The sequence below is a fragment of the Qingshengfaniella alkalisoli genome, from assembly GCF_007855645.1.
Classification (GTDB): domain Bacteria; phylum Pseudomonadota; class Alphaproteobacteria; order Rhodobacterales; family Rhodobacteraceae; genus Qingshengfaniella; species Qingshengfaniella alkalisoli.
The window spans coordinates 296272-316160 of the sequence record NZ_CP042264.1 but is presented as its reverse complement, the minus strand read 5'-3'; the positions used below and the strand labels follow the sequence as shown (position 1 = coordinate 316160).

Genomic DNA, 19889 nt, shown 5'->3' with positions numbered 1-19889 from the left:
AGACTCCGCCCCGATCAGGGGCGGTGAAGGTGATCAGATGAAGGCAAGCTCATCAAAATCGGTCACGCCTGCGAGGATCAACTGATCCTGGTCTTCGCCGATCCACAGCATTGTACTTGCTCCGGTTTCCTGAACGCGGGTGATTTCGGCACCGCAAAGATCAAGGCTGTCTATGCTGGCGTCGAAGTCAGCGATCCGGGTGGTTTCGCGCATCCCGTTCGAGGTCTCCTGGCCGAAGACGAAGGTGTCCGCACCCAACCCTCCGGTTGCCATGTCCATCCGGCCCGCGCCAAGATAGAAGACCTCGTCGGCATCGGTGCCGGTCAATCGGTCATTGTTGTCCGTACCGTGGATTTCGTAGGCGAAGTCCTCGGACAGGTCGACGATGGCGATGTCGTCAAAGCGGGCTCCGGCCGCGCCCCAGGACCAGACACCCGCCGACCCGGACGCGATGTCGCGATCTTCGGTCGCAAGTGAGAAAAGCTGCATCCCGTCCATCGTCGCGGTGATCACACCATCTTCGATTCGTGCCTCAAGCACGAAGCTTTCACCGGGCGTGTAGGTTGTGGCCGAGCGGGCGATGGTGCTTTCATAATTGTCCACCACCTTGACCAGCGTTGCAAGCCCATGTCGCGTGTCGAGTTCGACCTTGTAGTAGTTGTTCTCGTCCACGTAGTTGAGCATCATGCCGACCGCGCCTTCGGGTGCCGTGACCAGCGTTTGGATGGCGTAGTCGGTCAAGTCGGCATCGCCGTTCCACAGCGCGAAGCTGCCCTTTTTCAGCGCGTTCACCCCATCGCCCAGCGGCGACCAGCCGCGATCCCAGACATCGCCGTTATTGGCGCCGTTCCAAGTCAATTCACGGCTGTAAGCGCCCGAGGTTTCGACCAGCGCGCCGTCGATCACCCGCCAGTCGGCCGAGCCGCCCAGTTCGGTGCTATCAACGATCCGCCAGCCGTCGTGGTTGCCGTCGTCGAAGCGGTCGGCGGCGATCAAGCGATCCCCGGTGGCGACGTTAAGGGTGATTTCGTCGGCCGCGCTACCGTCGAGTGTCAGTGTCACGTCGTTGCGTCCTGCGCCCAGCACCGTCTCAGCGATCATTCCGTCGACATCAACGCCCCGCCCGGTCCAGTGAGCATCCGCTGAACCATCCGGCAGAATCGAGGCCTCGCCGTTCAGCACCACCGCTTGCTGCCCGTCGCGGTCCCAGTCAATGATCAACCGATCCTGTCCCGCCTCCGCGGTCAGTTCGGGCGCACGCACCACGACATCGTCGAAGATGGAGCTTTTCTGGCCGGAGGAGTAGAGTCCGACGGTGCCACCGTTAAGCGGTGTGGCGTCGAACACTGCGCCCCCGAACAACTGCACGCCGTCCAGCGTCACCGTGATCCGGCCGCCCACTTTTGACACGATCAGATCCTGCTCGATGTTGAAGGTGTAGCCGCCGGCTTCGCTGGCCAGAACGGTGGATCCGTCCGCATCGACGCGGATGAGCTGTCTCGTGTTTTCCTGGTTGTTGAGGGTCAGCAGGTAATGGCCGTTCTTCCCGTGGTTGAAGGCGACGCCGATCGTATCGTCATCCATGGACCGGATGGTGACTTCCATTACGACGTCATCCCAATCGCCGCCCCTCCAGACCAGCAGCTTGTTCGACCCGTTGGACTGGTCGAACAGCGCGCCCTCGGGCATCTCGACCGTGCTGTCTTCGATGGTCGCGCTGCCCTTGACGAAGAACGAGCCTGTACCGGAACTCGACGACAGATCGACCTCGGCAACCTCGGGCGTACCGAAATCCGCCGCGTCGAGCGCACCGTCGAAATTCAGCTGGAATGCCCCGTCGACTTGTCCGACGGAAAGGGGTCCCTCGGCATCCGCACTGCCAAGCGCGGCGATCTCATCAGCGCTCATCGCCTCCGGCGTGAAGGCGAAGGACGAAACGTAGACATCGCTGACCTCGTTGTTCTCGTCCGAGAACAGGAGAAAGCCCTTTTCTCCATCGATGGTCCAGCGCGATCCGTCGGATGGATTCGAGTCGACGACCTGACGACCGACCTGAACGCCATTGACGAACTTGGTCAGGTACTGCTGGCCGTCCTCGATGGAAATGGTCACCGCCAGCCGATTCCAGGCGTCATAGTCGATTCCGCCGTGATATTGGCCGCTGATCCCGATACCACCGGCGCTACCGCTGTTGCGGATATAAAGTTCGCCATCCGTGACGTTGGTTATGTCCGTTTGGAACAATGCCGTCCAGGTGCCTTGTCCGCCGGGAACATACAGATCGTAGATCAGCGTGTATGCCTCAACCGGTCCGTCCAGGCCGGTTTCGACGTGAATTCCATCTGTTGGAGACAGTTTGTCGACCTTCAAGACTGGCGTGCCGCTGGAACCAAGGGGCGGCAGACCGAAATCCTCGTCGTTGCCGAAGCTCAGTTTTGGTGCTGTGACTGTCTGAGCGATCATCCAGCCATCTGCGTTACCATCGTTGAAGGTTTCGACCAGATGCACAGCGTCCGTCTTTACGATCACGCGCGTGTCATCTGAACTGATAACACCTTCAGAGGTGGTTACCGTCAGCGTCAGGTCGTGAATTCCGGCGCCGAGCTCCGTTTGCGTTTCAGCGCCCTGAGCGACGACGTTGCCATCACGATCAGTCCAGACCCAGGAAACGATGTCATCTTTGGGGTTGGTTGTTCCATACGCAGACAGCATGACTGTCGCCGAGGTTGCGCCTTGTTGTGCGCCAATCAGTTGATCGTGGCCCGCGTCCGCCTCGGCCAGCGCCTCGCGTTCGCCGATATTGGCATTCTCGAACTCTTCCTGATGGCCCTTGTAGTCGCCGGTCAGCCCGTCACGGCTTTCTTCCTCGCTGCCGCGATAACCCTCGAAATAGTCTTCTTCATCGGTAAAGTAGGTTTCGGTGTAGACCGCGTCGTTCTCGGGGTCGACGGTCACTAGACGGATCGCGCCATTACCACCGCCGCCGCCCTGATTAGCTTCGTTCGCAACCCCGTTCTGGTAGTTGACGAGGAACTGGTAAACCGCGTTGCCATAGTCGTTGTAGGATACGACTGTCTCGGCCCCGTCACCGAAGATGTGGCCGCCCGCTGTAAAGACGACATTCGGATGGCTGGCGATAACGTCGCGCCAGATTTCTTCGCCGTCCCACGATCCTTCGGCGTCGTTGCCCAGGCCATAATTGTAGCCAGCCCCTTCAGCTTCCAGTGGCCCGCCCAACGGATCGTGCCGCCCGGCGAAGCTGTTGTAGCTGTGGGTTGTGATCATCGCCTTGCGGTCACCGAACTCGGTCAGAATCTCATCCGCCCAGCGAAGAACATCGTCGCGCGGTCCGAATTCGAGGTTGAGGAAGATCCAACCAGTGCCGTCCGGCGCGTCCCACAGGTGATAGTTGTTGTCGTAGCGGTCGGGTTCCTGGTCGTAGACACCGCCATATGTCGCGTCCTCGGACATGTAGGAGGTCGAGAACGCTTCGTTGTAGTTGTCGGTGTCGCGCACGTTCGAGGAACCACCCGCCCCGATATCGTGGTTGCCCGGCAGAACCGAGAACGGAATGCCAGCATCGCGAAGGACATCCATTGCTTCACGTGCAAATGTGAACTGCGAGTCGGTGGCCCATTGGGTGATGTCTCCGACATGCGTGACAAAGCCGATACCCTTGTTGGCGGCGTTGTCGGCCAGCCACCCGGTCATGTCCAGGAAGCTTTGTGCAATGCTGCCGTTCGACGTGTAATCCTGTGTGTCCGGAAGGATCGCGATTGTATAGGCACCTTCGCCCGCGACGCGAATACGTATGTTGTCGTTCAGCTCTTCGCCGTTCGGGCCGATGGCCGTTACGACAAGATCCGAAAGGCCGTATTCGTCGAATGACAGGCTCAGCATACCGTTCTCGATAGCCGCACTGACCGCATCGCCATTGGTGTTTGTCACAGAAAAACTATGGGCTCCATCGCCGAACACCGCCTCAAGATCATACGTGATGGTGTCGGTGCCGGGTGTCACAAGCATGTCTTTGATCTGGGCCAGCTCAGTCTCTGGCGGCAGCGGAACATCCTCGATCAACTCGGCGCTTCCCAAGCCGAATTCGGGGGTGGGTGTGTAGCCGTCAAACCCGAGTTGACCTAACCCGTCCGCATCGGCGAATGGACCGTCCCCATCGACCGTTCCCAGCGCCACGATTTCGGCCTCGGTCAAGGCAGAGCCTGCGATGCCGAAATGGGACAGATACCCCGAGCCGACCTCGCCGTTTTCGTCGGCCATCAGAAGAAGGCCCTTATCGGCGTCCAGAGTGTACCGTGACGTTGGCATGGTTTGTGTGCCGACAAATTCCCCGTCGATATATTTGGACAGTTTGGAACTTCCATTGCCCAGGTCCTCGACGGTCAGCACGATGCGCGCCCAATCTCCTGTTGGTACATGGCCGGTATAGTTGCTGTTTATACCAATTCCGCCGTTGCTATTGATGAAGAAGTCGCCGTCGTTCGTATTGGCCGGATCGATCTGCAGGAGTGACTGGTAGCCATTGGTCGCCGTGATCATGATGTCCCAGACAAGGGTAAAGCTGGTCAGGTCGCCATTGTTTTCGGGCAGGTTGACGTGCAATCCTTCGGAACTTTCAAAGGCGGCGTAGTTCAGGACCGGTATGTCTTCGCCCGGTTCCGCGATATCGAACTGCGAGGCGTATCCAATCTTGCTATCGCCCACGGTCACGGGGGTACGATAGTCCGATCCTTCAAGTATAACGGCGGCATCGCCATAGCTGACATTCACGGTTTCGTCGTCGAAGTTGATCTCAACGGAGCCCCCAGCCGGGCTTTGGGCAAAGAAGCCATCTGTGGTCGGCACGGGCCGGGTAGAGACAAGTCCTTCCAGCTCTGAAGCTTCTGGCGGTTCGCTGGTGAAGAAGATCGACGAGACATAGCCGGCGCCTGTCTCTCCATTATTGTCCGTAAACAACCGCAAGCCGTTCTCAGGGTCTATCGCCCAGCGGTCAGTTGCGCCCAGGTTCTGGGTGCCGACCAGTGTTCCGTTCACGAATTTCCGCATGACCGTGTCGCTGTCTTCTACCGAGACGGACAGAACCACGCGTATCCACTCGTCGAAAGGCACCTTGCCAGCATAGTCGCCCATGGTTCCAATTCCGGCGTTATCACCCGACTTTTTCAGGAACAGATCGGCATCGCCGTCGCCCGTCTGCAACAGGGCAGTGTAGGTGCCCGAATGTTCCGGGATATAGACGTCCAGTCCCAGCACCCATTCATCGATCGCAACATCGCTTTCGGGAAGCAATGTCACCGCTTGGGTATCCGTCGGCTTTTCAAAAGCAAGAACAGGAATCTCGGTTCCCTGAATACCGGGAATTCCGAACTCCCCGGTCGTACCCAGGCTGTGGGCAGAAAGGTCCAATGTCATGCTGCGACTCCACTGTGTTTGCCCATGCCAACGCACGGCGAAAATATGCTGGAACAGGCTTGCGCCAGTCGGAGTCATAGAACAAATACGAATTCCATCGCTCACTGATTGGTTTTATAAATGCATTACCAGCAGATCCGTGCTTTTCATCTGGTGGCCCGGGAGGGCAGCGTCGGCCGGGCGGCCGAGATCATGGGGCTTTCACAACCGACCGTTTCCCAACATCTCAAAGGACTAGAGGGGCGATACGGTCTCAGGCTGTTTGAAAAACGGGGGCGTGGCCTGGCCTTGACCGAAACGGGGCGGGAGCTTGCAAATGTAACCGATAGATTAATGGAGCAGGTTGATGCGATAGAAAATATCCTCACCTTGCGTCCCAAATCGGCAGCCGGCCGGCTGCGCGTGGTCAGTGACTCGCCTCCGATTGCCGTAAGAATTGTCCGTCACCTGTTGAACGAGCATCCAGACATCGACGTCTCGATTCGCAAAGCCAGCGTTGATGATGCTGTAGAAGCACTGATGGCACTGCGCGCTGACGTTGGTGTCGTGGTGGAGCCGCTGGTGGGCACGTCACTGGAAATCCTTCCTTTCGGAATTGAACGACTGTTCGCGTGTTTTCCCGCAGGGTCTGGTCTGGTCAGAAATTCCGTCTTTCCTCTTGAACTGGTTTCGGAGCAGACGATCATCCTACGTGAAAAACAATCCAGAACACGCGCCTTGATCGAACGGGCCATGGGCTCGAATGATCTGGTCCCCGGGCGTGTCATTGAAATCGAGGGCGCTGAAGTTGTCCGAGAGGCCGTGGCAAATGGCCTTGGTATTTCCTTCTTCTCTGAATCCGAATGCCCCCCGGATCCTCGACTAGGCTATGCACCCGTCAAAGCGAGGCGGGGCAAGACGTCGTTCGTCGAATATGTTCTGTTGCGACGTGATCGACGTCATGTGCCAGAGATAAAGGCCTTCTCGACCGCCGCGCAGATCCTGCGCCACGGCGCGGAGGCCGTCGCCAAACGTGACTGAGCGGTGGTCATGGATGCCCCGATCGCTCGCGAGATGTCATTTTTCCGGCCCGGTCACTGCGAACCAGGCACCGTGAGGGTCTTGTGCGACCGCGATCCAGGCAGGGCCGGGAACTTCGATTGGACCGTGATGGATGGCTCCACCCGCATTCTTGATCTCGTCGATCTTCGTAGCAACACTGCCATCCACACCAAAATACGGCAGCCAATTGGGTACCAGCGCTTCGCCGAGGCCCATCATTCCGCCGATATCTGTCCCCTTGTGACGGAAGAGTTGGTAGGTTCCCATATCACCCATGTCCATCGCTTCGCCTTTGGTCCAGCCGAGAAGTCCAGAATAAAAGGCAAACCCGGCATCCGGATCGCTGGACATCAATTCGTGCCAGTGGCCATGGCCGGACTTTCGCTGATTGAACGCGGCCTCGCCCGCTTCGGCCTTTGCGATCTCCGCCTCGGACATATTGCTGAGATCAGGTTGCAGGATGCCGAACGCTGCACCCTGGGGGTCGGATAGGATAGCGAAACGACCGGTCTGGGGAATATCGGCCGGTTCACGATGGACACTTGCCCCGGCAGCCTTGGCATCGGCTACGAATTGATCAGCATCTGCGACCGAAAAATAGATCATCCAGTTGGGTGGCATGCCCGCTACATCTTCGGGTATTTCCATTAACCCGGCCACCATGTCACCGTCGAATTTGGCCAGATGGTAGGTGAAACCAGGCATACCGGAGTCTGCTATCTGCCAGCCGAAAATCTCCGAATAGAACTTTCCGGCCGCCGCCAGTTTGCCCTTGGATGTTGCCAGTTCATACCAACAGGGCGTGCCATGAAACTTGTCTGACATTGCAAATTCTCCATCAAAGGTAACTTGTGTTGGTCACAGTGGTTCGGTCACCCTCCGCGCCATATCCGCCGCTTTCCAATGGGCCATGTGATCTGTCATCGCCTTTTTGAACGCGGGCCGGTCGGTGGCGCGCGAGACATAGTCAGCCAGTGCCGGACGACCGGCCAACAGGTCTTCCTGGCCCAGCATACGCAGCACGTCGGCCATGATGATATCGGCCGCGCTGAAATCGCCGAAGACCCAATCGCGGGTTGAAAGCTGATGCTCCATCGCGTCGAGATGCGAATTCACCCAGCGCTGGCCGCTAGCGATCACATCGTCATCGGGAACGGCACCGAAAACGTCCGGCATCCGCTTGGCCAAGACGAGTTGCATCCAGTGCATCCCCGCCATCTCGACGGTATTCAGCGCGGCGAACAGCCACTGCACGATCTCGATCCGTTTTGCTTCGGGCAGAAGCGGCGTTCCTTCGGCGAGATATAGGACGATAGCGCCGCTTTCGAACAGGGTCACATCGCCGTCACGAATGATGGGCACTTGCGCGAAGGGTTGCATCTGGCGGTGTGCGTCGCTTTTGGGCTCCAAGGGCACGGTGGCGACCTCGTAAGGTCTGCCGGTTTCCTCAAGAACCCAACGAACGCGCAAGTCGCGGACCAGCCCGCGCGGAAATTCAGGCACCCAATCCAGTGTGTAAAGTGTGACCGTCATGCCTTGCCTCCGGAATCGAAGATGGGTTCGAACCCTGCCCACATCATGCGCATGCCGTCGAACGGCATCTCGGGCATCTCTTGACCTTCCATTTCGGCCTCCATGGCCTTGGCGGCGGCGTCGCAGGTGGCGCGATCAGGCCAGGACACCCAGCTGAAAACTGGTATCTCGCCGTCTTCAGCTTTTGTGGCGCGGTAGAAGTCGGTTTGTTTTCCATGGGGGACGTCTTCGCCCCACGCCTCGATTGCTCCGAGAGCGCCGCCCTTCTTGAACATCTGCCAGCCATGTTCGGCCATGTCGATATAGGCGGCCTTGTTCTGACTTGGCACCGCAAGCGTGAAGCCCGAGTAATATCCACCACCTGTGTGTTCGCCGCGTTCATAGATCGGGGCAAAGCCACCGAAGATCATGCGTTTGGCGTCGAATGGCATTTCCGGGAGGTTGGCCATCGCCGGATCGTCCTGCATCTTCTGCCAGGCAGCGTCAGCAGTCGCCTTGTCCGGCCATGCGATCCAAGAAAATACGATCGTCTCATCCGGTTTTGCTTGCACGGCGCCATAGAAATCGTTGACCTTTCCTTTCGGCACATCGACACCCCATGTTTCTACAATACGGGTCGCGCCATATGACTTGAACATCCCCCATGATTGCTGCGCGTGTTCGGTGTATGCTTGCTTGTTCGCGGTCGGTACTGCCGCGATCATACCGGTGTAGTAGGCCATTCAATTCTCCTTCGCACAACTTGACGTAACGAATCCCTTATTTGTTGAACGTGCCACTTGTGGTTCTAAAAAACAACTGATAGTTTTTAAACATGACTGAAGGCGGCAAATTTTCGCGAATGCGATATGATGAAGGATGTCTGGCTGCGCATGCACTGAACGTGATCGGTGACCGCTGGGCGTTGCTTGTGGTTCGCGAGTTGATGTTCGCACCGAAGCGGTTCCAGATGATCCGCGCTGGTTTGCCGGGAATCTCGGCGAGTGTTCTGACGGGCCGATTGTCCCAATTGGGGCAGGGCGGTGTGGTGGATCATGATGATCGATTGGGCATCTATACGCTGACCGATCTGGGGCGGCAGTTGATGCCGGTACTTGACGAGCTGTGCCGGTGGGGGCTGGTTCTGCCGGGGCACGACCCTAGCCGTTTCATCAGCCCTTCCGCACTGATGATCTCAATGCGTGTCAACATCGTCGAGGGGTTGGCCGCGGACGATGAAGCATTGGCGGGGTTCGATTTTGACAGTGAAGCTTTCGAAATGCGTCTGGAAGGGGGGCGTTTGCGAACCACGGCGGTCGCGCGACCTGATGCACCATTCGTGCTGTCCGGCAGCGGCAACAACATGGCCAGGGCTGTTTATGGCCACACACCGCTGTCAGATCTTATAGCGCAAGAGATCGTCCGTGTAAGGGGCGACTTGGAACAAGCACAGAACTTTGTTGGTTTTTTCCGGTTGGGCACCGGTCGTTAAGCCCGCGCGCTGTAAACACTCAACACGTCGCCGACATTGCAACGCGTCGGAGCGCGTGGCCACTATCTGGATGTTCAGGGACAATATAACATAACCGGTTCGTGCCCGCTCTGGGCTCAGATATTTTGGGATTTTCGAATATGGTAGTTTTGGCGAGGACCGGGCACTGTCCATCGAAGACGGGCGGAAGTGTGCTATCATAAGGTGTATGCCAAACTGGGATCTGACCCCATATTGTATACCTCTATCGCATTCAGATAGGGTATTAGCGATCTTGCCTGACAAGGAACATCCCATGAAGACAACTACTTATATCCTGATTGCCACCCTGGCAGGGTTCTCCGTAACCGGCGCTTTGGCGCAATCCAAGACGCCCGCAGACCACCCGTTCGTCAAGGCATTGGGGTTGGAGCAGATCACCGAACGGCATCACTATTACGGGGATGATCTGCATGGGGTTACTGCGGATGGTGTGCCGGTGGAAATCGAGTTCGATCGCGATGGCGAAATCGAGGAAGTTGATGTCGAAAGCCGTGAGGGGTTGCCGATTTCTGCCGTAAGCAGTCTGATCCCGCAAGCAGTTCTGGAACATGACCAGTTTCCCGTCGATGCGCATGTCAAGACGCTGGACATCGACGATCGCGACAAGATCGAGATCGAAGGATATTTAGCCAATGGTCAGGAATTCGAGGCGGAGTTCACCTTCGACGGACGTTTGCTTGAACTGGACATCGACGATTGATCGGACCGACATGTTGGTTTGATGTCTGCCCCAAAGGGCAGACGTTTGAAGGATCAGGCGCGTTCCAACGCGATTGCGATGCCCTGACCGACGCCAATGCACATGGCGGCAAGCGCATGTTTGCCACCGTTCAGCGACAGTTCCAGCGCCGCGGTTCCCGTGATCCGCGCGCCGGACATACCCAGCGGATGGCCGAGCGCAATGGCACCGCCATTCGGGTTTACGCGCGGGTCATCATCGGCAATGCCGAGAGCACGCAGCGTGGCCAGCCCTTGCGAGGCAAAGGCCTCGTTTAACTCGATCACGTCGAAATCGGCTTGCGCCAGACCCAGCCGCGACAACAGTTTCCTGGTTGCCGGAGCCGGGCCGAAACCCATGATGCGTGGGGCCACACCAGCGGTCGCTCCGCCCATGACTCGTGCAATCGGGGTCAGGCCGTGCATTTTGATCGCGGCTTCGGAAGCAACGATCAGCGCTGCTGCCCCGTCATTTACCCCTGATGCGTTGCCTGCGGTCACGCTGCCGCCTTCGCGGAATGGGGTGCGCAGTTTGGCCAGACCTTCCAGCGTGGTCTCGGGACGCGGATGTTCGTCGCGGTCCACAATACGCGGGTCGCCCTTGCGCTGCGGGATCATGACAGGCGTGATTTCCCGCGCCAGACGGCCCATATCCATGGCAGCGGCGGCCTTCTGCTGGGACCGTAGGGCGAAGGCATCTTGATCGTCGCGCGTGATGTTAAAGTCCTCGGCGACGTTTTCCCCCGTTTCGGGCATGGATTCCACGCCGTATTGCGCTTTCATCAACGGGTTCACGAAGCGCCAGCCGATCGTCGTGTCATGGACCTCGCTCGTTCGTGACCATGCAGCGCCGGCCTTGGGCATCACGAAAGGTGCGCGGGTCATGGATTCGACACCGCCTGCGATCACCAGATCGACCTCGTCGGACTTGATCGCGCGGGCGGCAGTAATGATCGCGTCCATGCCCGACCCGCACAGCCGATTGATCGTGGTGCCCGGGACGGTTTCTGGCAAGCCCGCCAGAAGCGAGGACATGCGTGCGACGTTACGGTTGTCCTCGCCTGCCTGGTTGGCGCAGCCGAAAATCACCTCGTCCACCGCCGACCAGTCGAGATCATGCGCGTCCATCAGGGCTTTCAGAGGGATGGCTCCCAGATCATCAGCCCGTACATCGGCCAAGGCACCCCCGAAACGGCCGATGGGCGTGCGGATATAGGCGCAGATATATGCGTCACTCATGGGTTGGCTCCTTACAGCTCTGGAACAGCCAGATCGGCGACCGGACCGTCAGTGTTTAGTTCGCCGCCCGTAACAGCCTGCAGATCAGCGAAGGAAATCTGCGGCAGCTTTTCACGCAGCACAAAATGCCCGCCTTCGACATCCACCACGGCGAGCGAGGTATAGACCCGTGTTACGCATCCAACGCCGGTCAGTGGCATGGTGCAGGCTTGCACCAGTTTCGGATCGCCCTTCTTGGTGACATGGTCTGTGATTACTGCAACGCGCTTGGCCCCATGCACCAGATCCATGGCGCCGCCGACCGCCGGAACGCCGCCCTTGCCCGTGGACCAGTTTGCCAGATCGCCGTTCTGCGCGACTTGATATGCCCCCAGAATGGCCACATCGAGATGCCCGCCGCGCACCATCGCGAAGCTGTCGGCATGATGAAAAAAGGCCGACCCGGGTTTTAACGTGATTGCCTTCTTGCCCGCATTTATCAGATCCCAATCCTCGTCGCCGGGCGCGGGGGCGGGGCCGAAACCAAGAACGCCATTCTCGGTGTGGAAAACCGCTTCACGGCCTTCGGGCTGGAACTTGGCAACCATTTCGGGAAAGCCGATGCCCAGGTTGACATAGGCACCGTCTTCAATGTCTTGCGCCGCGCGCCACGCGATCTGGGCGTTGCTGAGCTTTATGATGTCTAGATTTGCACTCATGGATATACGGCCTCCGCGCGGTTGAGGGCTTCTTCCTGTTGCGGGTTGCTGACCTCTGTTACACCGTCGACGAAGATGCCGGGGGTGATGACGTCTTCGGGGTCGATGCCGCCGGGGGGGACAAGGCTCGACACCTGCGCCACGGTATGCGCGGCAGCGGTGGCCATGATCGGGCTGAAATTCCTTGCGGCCATGCGATAGGTCAGGTTGCCCATCGTGTCGCCCACTTCCGCCTTGATCAGCGCGAAATCGGCTTTCAGCCAGCGTTCACGGACGTAATGCTTGCCGTCGAACTCTTCGACATGCTTGCCCTCGGCCAATTCGGTGCCATAGCCGGTGGGCGTGTAGAACGCTGGGATACCTGCGCCGCCCGCGCGGATGCGTTCGGCCAGGGTGCCTTGGGGGACGATGTCCAGCTCGATCTGCCCTCCGAGATAGCGCTCGGTGAAAGCACGCGGGTCAGCGGAGCGCGGGAAGGAACAGATCATCTTGCGAACCATGTTCTGTTCGATCATCGCAGCGATGCCGACATGGCCGTTGCCTGCGTTGTTGTTGATGATGGTCAGGTCCTTGGGCCCGTGATCGATCAGCGCATGAATGAGCTCGATCGGTGCACCGGAACCGCCGAACCCCCCGATCATGATGGTCGCGCCATCCTTGATCGGAGCAACGGCGTCGGAAAGTGTGGCAATCCGCTTGTCCATTGAAGTCTCCTTCTTCATTGCGTCGGGGCTAACGGAAGGCGCAGCTCGACTCCAATGAAATTGTGCGTTATTCGAACTTTGTTCTTATAATGAGCAAGGGCGTTCGCATGGCGCGCAAGCAGGCGGATTTTATGAACTCCTTCGCCAAGGGGTTACGGGTGATCGAGGCGTTCGATGCGGACAACAGCCAGCGGACCATTTCACAGATCGCTGCAGAGACGGGGTTGGATCGGGCGACCGCGCGCCGGTGCCTGCTGACCCTGACCGAGCTTGGCTATGCCGATTACGATGGAAAGTACTTTTCCCTGACTCATCGCGTGTTGCGGCTGGGTGTGGCGGCGCTGGCGTCGATGGAACTGCCGCAACTTGTGCAGCCATGGCTCGATCAACTGTCGGATCGGATCGGGCAGTCGAGTTCCGTTTCGATCCTTGATGGGAACGAAATCGTCTATATCGCGCGGGCATCACAGCGCCGGGTCATGTCGATCCGACTGATGCCCGGATCGCGCCTGCCGGCGTTCTGCACGTCGATGGGCCGCGTGCTGCTGGCGGCATTACCTGAAAGTGAAGCGCGACTGGTCGTGGAAGCGTCCGACCTGTCACCCCGTACCGTCAACAGCCTGACGGACGTGGCCGACATCATGGCGGAACTGGCCCGGGTTCGGACTCAAGGCCATGCCTTCGTCGACCAGGAGATCGAGCTGGGGCTGCGGTCCATCGCCGTGCCATTGCTGAACACGCGGGGTCAGGTGGTTGCCGCGCTGAATGCGGGGTTCGTGGCTGGAACAGACGACCCCGCGGCCATCATCGCGCGCTACCTGCCGGAACTGACCCGTGTTCAGTCAGGCGTGCGCAAGTCATTGCACTGACGACGATCAGCTTCGTGTTTTTCGCAGGCGCTGGATGCTGCTGATGCGGGGGATGATCCCGGCAGTGAAGACCCGGCTCCGCGTTTGCAGCACGGGCGTCTTCGATGTGCCGGCTTTGCTGTCTTCGCGCAGTACGATGTAGATACCGCTGGCGATGATGATCGAGGCGCCCATGGCGGTGTTCCAGTCCGGAATTTCCGAGAAGATCAGCGCGCCGAAGATGGATGCCCAGATGATCTGGGAATACTGCATCGGAGCGACGACGACTGCGCTGCCCGTGCGGTAGGCCCAGATCTGCATGAGCGCGCCGCAGAATCCCAGAAGCGCCATCGCGGCGAAGCCACCCAGATGGTTGATTTCCACGGGTACATAAACGAAGGGAAGAATAGCTCCCATGACGATGAAATTTGCGATCATCGGGTAGACGATCAGCACGGCACTGCGTTCGTCGTTGCCGATCTTGCGGACGATGACGGAGGCCAACGCGCTGGAAATCGCGCCGATCAGGGCCGCGAGATGGCCGAGCCTCAGCTCCGTCGCTCCGGGTTGCAACACGACCAACACCCCGACCAATCCCATCAGCACGGCCAGTCCCCGCCGCCAGCCCACCTGTTCGCCCAGAATGGGTATGGCCAGCAGAGTGATCAGCAAGGGTGCCGCGAAAAGGATCGCGTAGGTTTGTGCCATGGGCAGGGTGGAAAACGCGAAGAAAACGCAGATTCCGGTGATCATCGCAGATACCACCCGCAAGGCCATCCACCACGGATGGGCGGGTCGAAGCGTTCCGCTGGAAGGGTCGCGGATCAGCATGAACATGACAATCGGAAAGCCGAACATCACTGAGAAAAAGATAATCTGGAAGGGTGCGAAACTACCCCCCAGAAGTTTCACGACGACGTCATGGGTGGAATAGACGGCGAATGCGGCCAGTGAATAGGCGGCGCCCCGCGCGTTGGATCTTGCGACCTCTGTCATACCTGCCTCGGGTGTGGTGTTGCTTGCCGAGTAGAGATGACTTTACGGGAACTGCAAGTCCCCTGGGGTCAAAAACCGACGAATTGTCCGAGAAACATCTTATGCTCGGGCATAGCGATCCTGGCCACGCCCGAGCGGTAAGGTCAAAGACTGTCGTCAAGCGCCTTCAGGATCGCGTCACCCATCTGCGAAGTGGTGACGGGCTGGACGCCTTCTTCGCCAAGCAGATCGGCCGTGCGCACGCCATCGGCCAACACCTTCTCGACAGCGTCTTCCAGCCGTTTTGCCTCATCACCCAGATCGAAGGAATAGCGCAGCGCCATCGCGAAGCTCAGGATACAGGCGATCGGGTTGGCCTTGCCTTGGCCAGCGATGTCGGGTGCCGACCCATGGACCGGTTCGTAAAGGGCTTTCGGGCGGCCATTTGCCATCGGAGCGCCCAAAGAGGCGGAGGGCAGCATCCCCAGGGACCCGGTCAGCATCGCTGCGGCATCAGAAAGCAGATCGCCGAACAGGTTGTCGGTGACGATCACATCGAACTGCTTGGGCCAGCGGCACAGTTGCATCGCGCCCGCGTCCGCATACATGTGGGACAGTTCTACATCCGGGTATTCGTCGTCGTGTATCTTCTGGACAACTTCGCGCCACAGAATACCCGATTCCATCACATTGGCCTTTTCCATGGAACAGACCTTGTTGCCGCGACGCTTCGCCAGCTCAAACGCGGACCGGGCAACGCGTTCGATCTCGCTTTCAGTGTAACGCTGCGTGTTGATCCCCACGCGTTCGTTGCCTTCGGTGATGATGCCGCGCGGTTCTCCGAAATAGATGCCCGAGGTCAGTTCACGGACGATTACGATGTCCAGACCGGCCACGACGTCACGCTTGAGGCTGGAAAAATCCGCCAGCGCATCGAAACATTGCGCGGGACGCAGGTTGGAATAGAGATCCATTTCCTTGCGCAGGCGCAGCAGGCCGCGTTCGGGTTTGACGCTGAAATCGAGGTCGTCGTATTTTGGACCCCCAACGGCGCCAAGAAGAACCGCATCGACCTCTTGCGCCTTCTCCATCGTCTCATCGGACAGTGGCACGCCGTGCTTGTCATAGGCCGCACCGCCAACAAGATCTTCGCTGACGTCGAACTGTAGTCCGCGCTTGTCGCCATACCAGTCGATGACGCGGCGGACCTCGGCCATGACTTCCGGGCCGATCCCGTCGCCGGGAAGGATGAGAAGGGATGGGTTCGACATATGCGGGCTCCTAAAATTTTGTCACGCTGTGCTTAGGTCGCGCCTGTTGGAGCGTCAAGAACTCCGCGCCAATCGCCGATCATTCGCCCACGGAAATCGCCATATCCACCCAGATAAGCTTGTGGCGCGAGGCATCCGTGCTTTCGGCCACGACCGTCCCCGTTTCTGTAACCCGCAGGTTCCCTGATGGCAGGATGTAGTCCACGCGCATCAGGCCAAGGCCCAGATCGGTCCAATCCACCGTAGGCCCAAGCAGTGCGAGCGGATCTTGAAGTTCAGGATGGGCAAGCAAGTCACGTACCGTATCGCGATAGCCTTCTCCCTGATCCGGATCGACATTCAGGGTGCCCAACAGGACGAATGGTGGCGCTGGTGGCGTGTAGGGCAGGCTCGCGTCGAGCAGTAGTGGCCAGAAGCGGATCTCGTCGCGGTTACGCAAGCCGTTGAGGTCTTCGGGGCCATCGAACACAGGTGGCGTAGCGTGGAAAGCGAGAAGGGTCAGCGGGGTGCCATTGATCAGTATCGGCACCAGCCAATGCCCGACGCTCGAAAGTCGTTGAATGTCTTGTGCGTCGCCAGACGGAAACGGGGTGCCATCCGGTCGGGTTGGTCGCCGGGCATTGGGCAGGTTCTTCCACATAAAATCTGAAAAATCAGTTGCGGTGCCGATAGGCCATTTCGACAGGATGGCCATACCGCTTTGCCCGTGAAACCGCCCGTAACCCTGCGCATCCCGCGGCTCGCCCGTGCGCTCGTTTCCGTCCAGATCCAACCCAGTTGCGAGACCTGAATTCGGTGGCAAGGCAAACCGATGAGGATAGCGCAGGTCATACTCTGCCAAAGCATCCGCAAAAGCCGATAGCGCAAGCAAGTCGGCGTCATAGTCGAAACGGTTCAACAGGATCACGTCGGGATCTGCCCGTGTGATTACATCCTGCGCGGCGCTGATCTTCGAGTCTTCGTCGCGCAGGATATCGCGTAGCAGCAGACCCGGCCCGTCTCGGTCTAACTCCACGTTATACTGCGCGACCCGTATGACCTGCGCCGGAGCCGCCATGCCCCAGAAAAGCACCATCACGAATCCTATGGCGACGAACATCAGCTTCATGTCGCTCAGACAACGCCAAATGGGTTAACGCCAAGTGAAAAGGCCCGCCGATTCAGCGGGCCCTCATATTCAAATGCGCTGGATCAGACCCAAGGGCGATCCGCGCTGGCGCTTGCCTCGAATGTGTCGATCGCGGCAGCTTTTTCCAGCGTAAGGCCGATATCGTCCAGACCATTCAGCAGGCAATGTTTGCGGAACGGATCGACATCGAACTTGATCTCGCCACCGTCCGGCCCGGTGATTGTCTGGTTTTCCAGATCAACGGTGATCACGGCGTTGGATCCGCGCGAAGCGTCGTCCATCAAAAGGTCAACCTGTTCCTGAGGCAGGACGATGGGCAGGATGCCGTTCTTGAAGCAGTTGTTGAAGAAGATGTCCGCGAAGCTCGGTGCGATCACGCAGCGGATACCGAAGTCGAGCAGCGCCCAGGGCGCATGTTCACGCGAGGATCCACAGCCGAAATTGTCACCAGCGACGAGGATTTCGGCGTTACGGTAGGCGGGCTTGTTGAGAATGAAATCCTCGATCTCATTGCCATTGTCATCATAGCGCATTTCGTCGAACAGGTTCACACCCAGCCCTTCGCGCTTGATCGTTTTCAGGAACTGCTTTGGGATGATCATGTCGGTATCTACATTGATCAGCGGCAGCGGTGCCGCAGTGCCAGACAGCTTGGTAAATTTTTCCATCGTTTCAGTCTCCGAAGCGGGGTGGGCTGTGCCACCCCGTCGTCATGCGAGCCTAGCCGCCATGACGATTTTTGAATGTTCGAATGAACAGGGCCAGAACGACCAGCCCCGCGCCGTTGAACAGGAGTTCTACCCCCAGAAGGATGCCGAGAAGCGAAACCGACGCGGCCGCGAAATTGGCGAAGATGTAGGCCGCGAGCAACACGGACAATGCGCCAGAGATCAGCATGGGCCAGAAGAACTGCGTGTCCTTCATTTGCCAGCTCAGGAACAGGCGTGTGATGCCGCTGGCTGCGATCAGGATCGTCACCAGCATGGTTAACGAAATCATACCTTCAAGCGGGTTCCACAGGAAGGAAATGCCCAGAAACAGCATCAATGCACCGAGCAGAAGCGCCAGCAGCTTGCTGCCGGTGCTCGTCTCGCGAAACGCTGCGATGATCTGGACGACGCCCATCGCAATGAACAGCCCACCCGTAACCGCCGTCACCGCAAGTGAGGCCGCTACGGCATTGCTAAGTGCAAAGACGCCGAACACGATCGACAGGATTCCGACGATCAGCCATTTTACCCAGTCCTTCATTCCGCATTCCTTCCAATTTTCCAAAGGGTTCAGCGGCAGGTTACATCAATTCGCGTATGTCGGTAAGCTTTCCTGTTACCGCAGCGGCAGCAGCCATTGCCGGGCTCAGCAGATGGGTGCGTCCGCCGCGGCCTTGACGGCCCTCGAAATTGCGGTTCGATGTCGCTGCGCAACGTTCGCCGGGTGCCAGCTGGTCGGGGTTCATGGCCAGGCACATGGAACATCCGGCAAGGCGCCATTCGAAACCGGCTTCCTTGAAGATATCGGCCAGACCTTCTTCTTCGGCCTGCGCACGGACCAGCCCGGATCCGGGCACGACCATGGCGCGCATGCCGTCCTTGACCTTCTTGCCTTTCAGCACGGCGGCTGCGGCACGCAGATCTTCGATCCGGCCATTGGTGCAGGAGCCAATGAAGACGGTGTCGATTTCGATATCCGTCAGCTTCTGGCCGGGCTTGAGGCCCATGTACTCCAACGACCGACGTGCGGCGTCGACTTTGCCGCCGGTGAAATCCTCGGGGGTGGGCACGATCGCAGTGATCGGCAGCGCATCCTCGGGCGACGTGCCCCAGGTAACGGTCGGCGCGATGTCTTCGCCCTTGATCGTCACGACCTTGTCCCAACGCGCGTCATCGTCGGAATAGAGCGTCTGCCACCATTCCATCGCCTTGTCCCAGTCGTCCCCCTTGGGGGCGTGTTCACGACCCTTGACGTAGTCGAAGGTCGTCTGGTCCGGCGCGATCAGGCCAGCGCGGGCACCGCCCTCGATCGCCATGTTGCAGATCGTCATCCGGCCTTCCATCGACAGATCACGGATCGCCTCGCCGCAGTATTCTATGACATAGCCGGTGCCGCCGGCGGTGCCGGTTTCGCCGATGATCGTCAGGACGATATCCTTGGCCGTGACACCGGGCGAAAGCTTGCCTGTAATCTCGACCTTCATGTTCTTCGACTTCTTCTGGATCAGCGTCTGGGTCGCCAGCACGTGTTCCACCTCGGAGGTGCCGATCCCGTGCGCCAGAGAACCGAACGCGCCGTGGGTCGCCGTGTGGCTGTCACCGCAGACCACGGTCATCCCCGGCAGCGTCCAGCCGTTTTCCGGCCCGACGATATGCACGATCCCCTGACGAACATCCGTGACGGGGTAGTAGTGGATGCCGAAATCCTTGGCGTTCTTGTCGAGCGCGGCCACCTGAACCCGGCTGTCTTCGGGCATCTGGTCGGGGTTTTCGCGGCCCATCGTGGTGGGCACGTTGTGATCCGGCACCGCAATCGTCTTTTCCGGTGCGCGGACCATGCGGCCGGCCATGCGCAGGCCCTCGAAAGCCTGCGGGCTGGTCACTTCGTGGACCAGATGGCGGTCGATATAAATCAGGCAGGTGCCATCATCGGCTTCATTCACCAGATGGGCATCCCAGATCTTGTCATAGAGTGTCTTCGGGGCGGTCATTTTCATCCTCTCCCGCTTGGTTTCGTCCTGGCATGTAGAGAAGGTGCGCGAATGCGCACCGCGCATCATAGGTGCGCGGTGATCGTGCGG

At 59.0% G+C, this 19889-nt stretch carries 17 protein-coding genes; 4 read left to right on the top strand and 13 right to left on the bottom strand.

Annotated elements, in window-relative coordinates:
* Positions 1 to 33 precede the first annotated feature (33 nt).
* Entirely contained in the window at positions 34 to 5430 is a 5397-nt protein-coding gene (locus tag FPZ52_RS16445; protein WP_168201394.1) for a LamG-like jellyroll fold domain-containing protein, read from the bottom strand.
* Between the two features lie 120 nt (positions 5431 to 5550).
* Here FPZ52_RS16445 and FPZ52_RS16440 point away from each other — a divergent pair, with 120 nt between their 5' ends.
* Complete coding sequence (locus FPZ52_RS16440; RefSeq protein ID WP_146366690.1) at positions 5551 to 6450, top strand: LysR substrate-binding domain-containing protein; 900 nt, start codon at positions 5551 to 5553, stop codon at positions 6448 to 6450.
* A gap of 36 nt (positions 6451 to 6486) precedes the next feature.
* Here FPZ52_RS16440 and FPZ52_RS16435 read toward each other — a convergent pair whose 3' ends face one another.
* The 3 genes from FPZ52_RS16435 to FPZ52_RS16425 are packed head-to-tail and all read right to left on the bottom strand — an operon-like array spanning position 6487 to position 8726.
* A complete protein-coding gene (locus FPZ52_RS16435; protein ID WP_146366689.1) occupies positions 6487 to 7296 on the bottom strand; it encodes a VOC family protein in 810 nt (269 codons plus the stop codon).
* Positions 7297 to 7329: 33 nt separating this feature from the next.
* Positions 7330 to 8004, bottom strand: coding sequence for a glutathione S-transferase family protein (locus tag FPZ52_RS16430; RefSeq protein WP_146366688.1), 675 nt, complete (start codon positions 8002 to 8004; stop codon positions 7330 to 7332).
* Positions 8001 to 8726, bottom strand: a complete 726-nt coding sequence (locus FPZ52_RS16425) for a DUF1428 domain-containing protein (protein ID WP_146366687.1) — start codon at positions 8724 to 8726, stop codon at positions 8001 to 8003. Before FPZ52_RS16425 ends, FPZ52_RS16430 begins: the two co-directional genes overlap by 4 nt.
* A gap of 119 nt (positions 8727 to 8845) precedes the next feature.
* On the opposite strand from FPZ52_RS16425, the gene FPZ52_RS16420 reads away from it, so the two are divergent.
* Positions 8846 to 9475 carry a winged helix-turn-helix transcriptional regulator gene (locus FPZ52_RS16420; RefSeq protein WP_338052827.1) on the top strand — a complete coding sequence of 210 codons (630 nt, stop codon included), beginning with the start codon at positions 8846 to 8848 and terminating at the stop codon, positions 9473 to 9475.
* A gap of 295 nt (positions 9476 to 9770) precedes the next feature.
* Entirely contained in the window at positions 9771 to 10217 is a 447-nt protein-coding gene (locus FPZ52_RS16415) for a PepSY-like domain-containing protein (protein ID WP_146366685.1), read from the top strand.
* A 53-nt stretch (positions 10218 to 10270) separates the two neighbouring features.
* Here FPZ52_RS16415 and pcaF read toward each other — a convergent pair whose 3' ends face one another.
* The 3 genes from pcaF to FPZ52_RS16400 are packed head-to-tail and all read right to left on the bottom strand — an operon-like array spanning position 10271 to position 12875.
* Positions 10271 to 11473: a 3-oxoadipyl-CoA thiolase gene (gene pcaF / locus FPZ52_RS16410; RefSeq protein ID WP_146366684.1), complete on the bottom strand. Its 1203-nt coding sequence runs from the start codon at positions 11471 to 11473 to the stop codon at positions 10271 to 10273.
* 11 nt (positions 11474 to 11484) lie between these two features.
* Positions 11485 to 12171: a 3-oxoacid CoA-transferase subunit B gene (locus FPZ52_RS16405; RefSeq protein WP_146366683.1), complete on the bottom strand. Its 687-nt coding sequence runs from the start codon at positions 12169 to 12171 to the stop codon at positions 11485 to 11487.
* A complete protein-coding gene (locus FPZ52_RS16400) occupies positions 12168 to 12875 on the bottom strand; it encodes a 3-oxoacid CoA-transferase subunit A (RefSeq protein ID WP_146366682.1) in 708 nt (235 codons plus the stop codon). The genes FPZ52_RS16405 and FPZ52_RS16400 overlap by 4 nt, the downstream gene beginning before the upstream one ends.
* A 107-nt stretch (positions 12876 to 12982) precedes the next feature.
* Between FPZ52_RS16400 and FPZ52_RS16395 the strand changes: the two genes are divergently transcribed.
* Positions 12983 to 13744 carry an IclR family transcriptional regulator domain-containing protein gene (locus tag FPZ52_RS16395; protein WP_146366681.1) on the top strand — a complete coding sequence of 254 codons (762 nt, stop codon included), beginning with the start codon at positions 12983 to 12985 and terminating at the stop codon, positions 13742 to 13744.
* 6 nt (positions 13745 to 13750) lie between these two features.
* Here FPZ52_RS16395 and FPZ52_RS16390 read toward each other — a convergent pair whose 3' ends face one another.
* From FPZ52_RS16390 to leuC, 6 genes are all read right to left on the bottom strand, one after another.
* Positions 13751 to 14719 carry a DMT family transporter gene (locus FPZ52_RS16390; protein ID WP_146366680.1) on the bottom strand — a complete coding sequence of 323 codons (969 nt, stop codon included), beginning with the start codon at positions 14717 to 14719 and terminating at the stop codon, positions 13751 to 13753.
* 143 nt (positions 14720 to 14862) lie between these two features.
* Positions 14863 to 15969 (bottom strand): 3-isopropylmalate dehydrogenase, encoded by a 1107-nt coding sequence (gene leuB / locus FPZ52_RS16385; RefSeq protein ID WP_146366679.1) that lies wholly within the window; start codon positions 15967 to 15969, stop codon positions 14863 to 14865.
* A gap of 79 nt (positions 15970 to 16048) precedes the next feature.
* Positions 16049 to 17077, bottom strand: coding sequence for an endonuclease/exonuclease/phosphatase family protein (locus FPZ52_RS16380; RefSeq protein WP_240804500.1), 1029 nt, complete (start codon positions 17075 to 17077; stop codon positions 16049 to 16051).
* An 83-nt stretch (positions 17078 to 17160) separates the two neighbouring features.
* The gene (leuD, locus tag FPZ52_RS16375) at positions 17161 to 17766 is read right to left on the bottom strand and encodes a 3-isopropylmalate dehydratase small subunit (protein WP_146366678.1); all 606 of its coding nucleotides are present in this window, start codon (positions 17764 to 17766) and stop codon (positions 17161 to 17163) included.
* A 52-nt stretch (positions 17767 to 17818) separates the two neighbouring features.
* On the bottom strand, positions 17819 to 18349 hold the full coding sequence (locus tag FPZ52_RS16370; protein WP_146366677.1) for an HdeD family acid-resistance protein: 531 nt from the start codon (positions 18347 to 18349) through the stop codon (positions 17819 to 17821).
* 40 nt (positions 18350 to 18389) lie between these two features.
* Positions 18390 to 19799, bottom strand: a complete 1410-nt coding sequence (leuC, locus tag FPZ52_RS16365) for a 3-isopropylmalate dehydratase large subunit (RefSeq protein WP_146366676.1) — start codon at positions 19797 to 19799, stop codon at positions 18390 to 18392.
* Positions 19800 to 19889: the final 90 nt, after the last annotated feature.